The following is a 6,701-nucleotide window of genomic DNA, read 5'->3' as shown; positions in this document are numbered from 1 at the left end:
TTTTTGTTATTTCGGAGACATTAAGAATTTTGTTATTCCCGGGCAGACATTAGGGATTTTGTTATTCCTGGGCAACGTTAGGGATTTTGTTATTGCCGAGCAGACGTTAGAGATTGTTGTCATTCCCGCGAAGGCGGGAATCTATTCTTAATATTATCTTTATAAAAAGGGGAATTAATTTGTTGGTTGTTGAAAAAATTATTGGGCATCGAGGAGCTTCGGCTTATGCTCCAGAGAATACTTTGGCTTCATTTGAAAAAGCTTTGACTTTAGGATGTCGTTTCATAGAATTTGATGTAATGTGCAGTGCCGATGGTGAGCCTTTTGTCATTCATGACGACAGTTTAAAGAGAACGACCAATGGACGTGGAGATGTTGGTTTGGTTGAAGCCAGTTATTTACAATCTCTGGATGCTGGCTCATGGTTTTCACGGCAATTTAAAGGCGAGCATATTCCTCATTTTAAAGAAGTCTTGAAATGGTTGTCTTTTTCAGGCGTACAGGCAAATGTAGAAATCAAACCGTATCCAGGTGCAGAAGAACAAACTGCTGTAGCGGTGATGAGTCACATTCAACGTTATTGGCCACAGGGAAAAGACTTACCTTTAGTGTCCAGTTTTTCCTGGGATGCTCTAGTGTTATGTCGAAGTATTGCACCAGAAATGCCCTTGGGGTTGCTACTGCACACATGGGATGAGCAATGGTTGCAAAAAGCAAAACAATTGCAATGTTTTTCAATTCATTTTAATCGCAGAGTGCTAACAGAAGAGCGTGCAAAAGCAATTAAAGCTGCAGGTTATATTCTATGTGCTTATACAGTGAATCGCCGGCGTTTGGCTAATAAATTATTTGGCTGGGGTGTTGATGCAGTTTTTAGTGATTATCCTGACTTACTAGCATGAAAAAATTATTTCTTTTTTTATTCATTATCTTTTCTACCTTCTCTGTTCAGGCAAAACGGGTTGAGTTGATATTTTGGCATGGGATGGCTGGGCATTTGGGGGATGAGGTTAGATTACTTGCAGATGACTTTAATCAAAGTCAAAGTGAATACTTTATTAAACCCGTTTATAAGGGAAATTATGTAGAGACATTAACGAGTTTTGCTGCTGCATTTAGAGCACATCATCCGCCTGCAATTGTACAGGTTTTTGAAGTTGGCACGGCCATAATGGAGTCACCTAAAGGGGTAATCAAACCGGTAGACGAGCTGATGTATGAACAAGGAATGAGCTTGCCCAAAGAGGATTTTATTCCATCCGTCCGTGAGTTTTATAGTAAAGATGGGCAATTGATGGCTTTACCTTTTAATCTCTCTGTTGCAACTTTGTATTACAATCTGGATATTCTTGCCAAAGTAGGTTATTCGCAGGCTAATTTTCCGCGCACTTGGGCCGATATGGAAGTGCTGGCAAAAAAGTTAAAAAAAGCCGGTTATGATTGTACTTATACAACAGCCTATCCAGGTTGGGTGCTTTTTGAATCTTTTTTGGCGATTCATGGATTACCGTTAACTCAAGGGAATCCTGCACGTGCTGTTTATGCAACACCACAATTAGTCAGCCATTTTGAACGTTTGAAGCGTTGGCATTCACTGCGTTATTTTAGATATGCAGGTAGAGTCGATGATGCCACCATTTTATTTACCAGTGGTATTTGTCCATTATTTAGCCAGTCTTCTGGGGCTTATAACAGTTTATCCGCTTTAGTACCCTTCCATTTGGGGATAGCCAGTATGCCTTTGGATACCGCAGTGAGTCAGGTACGACATGCTAATGTGGCTGGTGGTGCTGCATTATGGGCAGTAGCTGGGCAATCAAAGAAGCAATATAAGGGAATAGCTCAATTTTTTGCGTTTATCGCAAAGCCTGAAACACAAAAGCGCTGGCATGGGCATACAGGCTATCTTCCAATAGGTTTACAAGGGAGCTATGCTGATATTTTGCAAAGCAGTAACCATCCTGCTTTATTAATGGCACGTACTGATTTAGCCGGTGAGTTACACGAAAAACAGTTACAAGGTTTTGGACCACAAAATCAGATTCGCGGTATCAATGACGAAGTTTTAGAAGCGATGTTTGCAGGTCTTCTGAGCCCAAAGGAGGCGCTGCAGGAATCTGCTGTACGAACTGATCATGTCTTGTTACGCTTTGTGAGAAATACTAGAGGACAATAATGATAAGGAATTAATCATTTACACAGCGATTTTGAATATTTGTGGGATGAGTATAGTGGATTCTTTCGTAAGTCCTGTGAAGATAAAAAAACCTCCGCCGAGGCGGAGGTTTAAACGAAGTAAAAGAACATTTAATCCTTAATTTACAGAGTCATCTCTTGGTGGGTGATGCCAAGGTTCTCTTCCAACTGCTCTTTCGTTTCTTGCATTTTTTTCAGTGCAGAGGTTCCTTCCTTGAACAATTTTTCAAATTTATTTTCCTCAACTTTTAGTTCTTCTATTTCCTTTTCTACTTCTTCTAGGTTTTTTTGTATTTCGTTTAATACGTCTACCCTATTGGTTGCTTTTATTTCCAGTACCTCTCTCAAGAGTGTTTCTCTCACCCACTGGAGATAGAAAAATGGATTTCTAGCAAATTCCTGCGGAAGAGCTTGACCCACTTTTCCTCCTGGGATAAGCGATAACTCCTTCTCAGCCTTAGCTAACTCCTCAAGCTTGTTTTTTATTGTTCCTTCTGTTTCCAGGCTCTTCTTTATATCATCTAATCGTTCCTGGACTAACTTCAAGTCGCCCTGCAGTTTCTCAATATCACGGGGTAACGGTTTATATTGTTGAAACAGTCTAGAGGTTTGATAGCCTTTTACTGCACTTTGTATGCGAATAGCGGCTTGTTCTTCTGCTTGAGCCCGTTTTTCTCTGTTTTCCATAACTGCTCTTGTTTTTGCTGCCGAATCTTTAGGATGAATGATCTCTTCTACCGTGAGAATTAGACCTTTACCTTCATATTGGTTATCAATGTATTGCTGAGCACGAGCTGAAACATCTTTATTTCTGACACAACGACCCGTTGCCTGAGGTCCTGAAAGGATTCCATTAATCACATTGATATCTGATTCAATCACCGGTGAATGAGTATTTATAATTTGCACATTCAGGATGTCTCTAATACTTACTCCTGTTGCAATGACCTGATCGGCTACAATATGCGTCCTAAGTCCTACTTCAATTTGAGCAAGTTGCTCACCAATTATAGATGAATCCGTACTCATATCGATTGCAGTGGCGTAATTCTCGGTTGCTTTTAATGCCTCCAAGTTAACTGGAGTTGCCTTGGCCACAATATCAGATATAGGTTGTGACGCTTTGATGTTCGCCACCATTGCTTCTGCTCTATCCAAAATCAATTTGACTATGGCGTTTCTTTGTTCAGCAGGCAATTTAGAAATGGGGGCTCCCAGCTTTGTCAGCGCTTCATTTAATTTTACTCTGTCTTTTGCTTCACACTCTTTAAGCTTTGATAAAAATAGATCATGTATCTCGTCATTTTTTATCTTATATTTCGAAATATGCTGATCCCACTCTTTCAAATATTCTTCCAATTTATGAGTTCGGTCCTTCTCAGCAAGATCGGTAGGCTTTTCATTAAAGACAAGTGCAAGAGCATAGCTGTTAATTGTTCTTTGAATATCTTTTTGCTGTTCCGTATCGATATCTTTTTTCAAATCCACTGCACGCACAGGGACGTCTTTTTCTATTGTTTCTTTCTCAATTGCACCATTAAATTTCTTAGCCAACTGTAGTTTTGCTTTGATTTCAGAGTTTCTTCTAAATTCAGCGACTTGAGCTTGGTATTGTTCAATGGTAGCTCCATCTCCACGGGCAATTTTTTGATAGATTTCAGCTAATTTCTCACGCGTTGCTTTGTCATCAGAAAAACCCATATTGCGTTGACAACGGATACGGTTTAATTCCAATGCTTGCTCAATGGCTTGTTGTTCAGCCACACTATCTTCAATCTCTATATGTGCTTTCTTGATCTGTTCTTTTAATTCAACAGGATTAGTATAACCATTCATCCCTTCTTCGAGATAATAATCGTCAAAGTAATGGGCTACAGCTTGTGTAACTAAATCTTTCTCAGCTAAATAAGCTACTTCTGGTTGAATTGGACGAATTGTTCCTAACTCAATTGCAGCTCCAAGACTTAAATCATCCAAAGGTTCCCCTGGGAAAAGATCATACAATTTGGAAGTTGGTGTTGCTGTTAATGCCAGGATTGAATTGCGATCCTTTAATCCTTTCAAAATTTGAGCGTCTTCATCATTAAATGTATGACGATGGCTTTCATCAATTAATACCATGGAATTTTTTATTTCATCGGCAATATACTTGAATAAAGGATGTTCAGCTTGTAAAACGATTTGATCAAAATGATCTTCAGAAGTATTTTCGATCACTGAGGCGAAATACTTCTTGATTTCTTCAATATCCAACTCGGTTAACTGATCCCAATCTGCAACGTCAACATTTCGTTTAATGGTTTCCAAAGTGAAAACGCTAGGAGTATGCTTATTACCATTGACAACACCTGCACCAAGCATTTTTTGTGTTTCAAGCGATTGTTGATCAACTAATGTCTTATCGGGAACAATCATGACGGTGCGTCCAACAGCTTGAGCAATACCCGCCATAACAATACTTTTACCTGAACCAGTTCCCATTACTGCAAGCCGTTGTTCTTTCCCTTCTTTCAGACTGTTGTAATATTTTGCTAATATTTCAGTTTGATAAGCATGTGGAATAAAAGATTTGGTTTCTACGGATAACCCTTTCTTGGTTACCGCACGAAGATCGCCTTCTTTGTCATAGATTAATTTAACGGTAGCTGCTTGAGACGGGTCAAAGAATAATTTTCCTCTACTAACTTCTGCATTAAGTTTACTGGTAATATTCACAGTATACTCTTGTTTATCCTCTTGTATTCCATCATAGGTCATATCAACAGTATATACAGCGCCACCAATAGTGATTGCGGCTTCAAGATGTGGCTTGTTATCTTCTTTTTTTACCCATTGACTTTTTTCTTCTCCTGGTTTGCCTGCCTTTGCTAAAATCGCTTTCACGACATTTCCAATTTTAGGATCTTTCTTTGAGTTTTCTAAATCAATCGAATCCTTCGCTGAGCCAACTGTAACTACTGCTCCACCGGAAACTACTTCTTTAAGTAAGTGAACAGCTGCAACGGTATCGGTGTAATCTTTAAGATCGTCAATTTGTTTTTCAACAATTTTACTTTCTGCGCCCATATGATTTTCCCCTTAAGAATACATTTCTAACATTAAAGTTTAAGTTAGGTCATTGTGAGTTGTATTTGATAAGGTGAGTCACAATTTACCTAATAGGTGGGATTATACAAAAAAAATATTAAGTGACTATTAAGTGATTTTGTTGAAAATAAATTGATCATATGAGGGTATAATTAAAAGGAGCAGTGATGGTAAAGAAAAGATGATTTTGTGTTTTTATTATTTATTGTATTTTAAATTTCTTTTCTTTGTTAATATTTGTGGCGAGATGGCTCTTTTTTTGATAAAAATAAAATTTTATTGGTTTTTATTTTTGAAAAAAAGATAAGATGACACAGGATTGTGAGGCGAGGGCGGCAAATGACATATCTAAAGTTCAATCAAAGTGGGATAAAGAATAAAATTAATTCTCGTCTGGTCAGTTTAGGTCTGGAATCTGATGAGCGAATGATACAAACTCTAGAAGAAAACCCTCAATATATTAATCGCCTCACTTCCTTATTCAGTGTATTAAAGAAATATAATGTTGTATTGAATGATCTGCTTCATAAGGCCATCGCAAGTAATGTTGCTCAAGCTGGTGCTGTGGTCGATTTATTAGAATTTATGCACGAAGTAGGGATCGATCCCGAATTTATTTCCCTGGAACGTGTATTCGTGAGCGCAAAATCAGAAACAACTCTGAAACAAGGGATGCAAATACTTAAAACTAATAACTCACTTGATTCAGCGAGCTTGAATCTTATGTTTGCTTATCCTGAGGAATCTTTATTAATTGCTGATTTAATCGTTAATTTTCAAAAACACGCTTATTCCACTGAGAAAATAATTGAAAAGCTCCATCAATTTTCCGAAGGAAAGATGAGTACAGTAATCGAGCTCTTTACGTTGCTCTTAAGTAAGAACCTCTATTATTTTGAATGTTTCGATATTTTTTTAAGACAACAAAAAAATATAGATAAAATTTATGAAGGTGCAAAAAAACTTGTTGCTAAAGATAAACTGGCGCCAAGCTATTTCGAAGTTATTGAAAAAGATCCAATGAATGCCAATATTCTTGCTAATATTATTTTGTTATTAGATCTCGCATCATTAATTGATTATCGGAAAACAGAAGATGTATTAATAGCAAGCAAATTGGGAGTAGGGGCGTTTCATTTTTTGACCCACTTACAGCATGCAGATATGTTAGATGCTGAAAATTATAACAAAGTTTGTCGATATAATAGTCCTATTCTAAACCACCCTGATGTGATTAAATTGTTTAGTAGTTTTCCTTTGTTTGAAGAATTTGACAGAGAAGAATTAGAAAAAATGTTGTCTTTAATTACTAAAAAAACAAGTGCAGATGCTGATTTGGAAGAATTCATTGAAATGATTGAAAAACATCAATTTAGCAGCAAGCAACATCCCTAAGCAATAGAATTTTTTGCTTAATA

4 protein-coding genes are annotated in these 6,701 nt (G+C 37.4%); 3 read left to right on the top strand and 1 reads right to left on the bottom strand.

Annotated features, from left to right (window positions below):
• Positions 1–182: 182 nt before the first annotated feature.
• Complete coding sequence (ugpQ, locus tag DGG96_RS11610; RefSeq protein WP_110142827.1) at positions 183–902, top strand: glycerophosphodiester phosphodiesterase; 720 nt, start codon at positions 183–185, stop codon at positions 900–902.
• A complete protein-coding gene (locus DGG96_RS11605) occupies positions 899–2,176 on the top strand; it encodes an extracellular solute-binding protein (protein ID WP_110142821.1) in 1,278 nt (425 codons plus the stop codon). Before ugpQ ends, DGG96_RS11605 begins: the two co-directional genes overlap by 4 nt.
• A 143-nt stretch (positions 2,177–2,319) precedes the next feature.
• Here DGG96_RS11605 and DGG96_RS11600 read toward each other — a convergent pair whose 3' ends face one another.
• Positions 2,320–5,262, bottom strand: a complete 2,943-nt coding sequence (locus DGG96_RS11600; protein WP_110142820.1) for a DEAD/DEAH box helicase family protein — start codon at positions 5,260–5,262, stop codon at positions 2,320–2,322.
• Positions 5,263–5,622: 360 nt separating this feature from the next.
• On the opposite strand from DGG96_RS11600, the gene DGG96_RS11595 reads away from it, so the two are divergent.
• A complete protein-coding gene (locus DGG96_RS11595) occupies positions 5,623–6,678 on the top strand; it encodes a hypothetical protein (protein ID WP_110142819.1) in 1,056 nt (351 codons plus the stop codon).
• Positions 6,679–6,701 lie beyond the last annotated feature (23 nt).

This window comes from Legionella qingyii (genome assembly GCF_003184185.1).
Note: the sequence above shows the minus strand (reverse complement) of the source record. Positions and strands in the feature narration are given on the sequence as shown.

What these genes read in the sequence shown, in the direction of transcription:
- DGG96_RS11605 (WP_110142821.1), top strand. Translation starts at nt 899, where the DNA reads ATGAAAAAATTATTTCTTTTTTTATTCATTATCTTTTCTACCTTCTCT.
- DGG96_RS11595 (WP_110142819.1), top strand. Translation starts at nt 5,623, where the DNA reads ATGACATATCTAAAGTTCAATCAAAGTGGGATAAAGAATAAAATTAAT.
- DGG96_RS11600 (WP_110142820.1), bottom strand. Translation starts at nt 5,262, where the DNA reads ATGGGCGCAGAAAGTAAAATTGTTGAAAAACAAATTGACGATCTTAAA.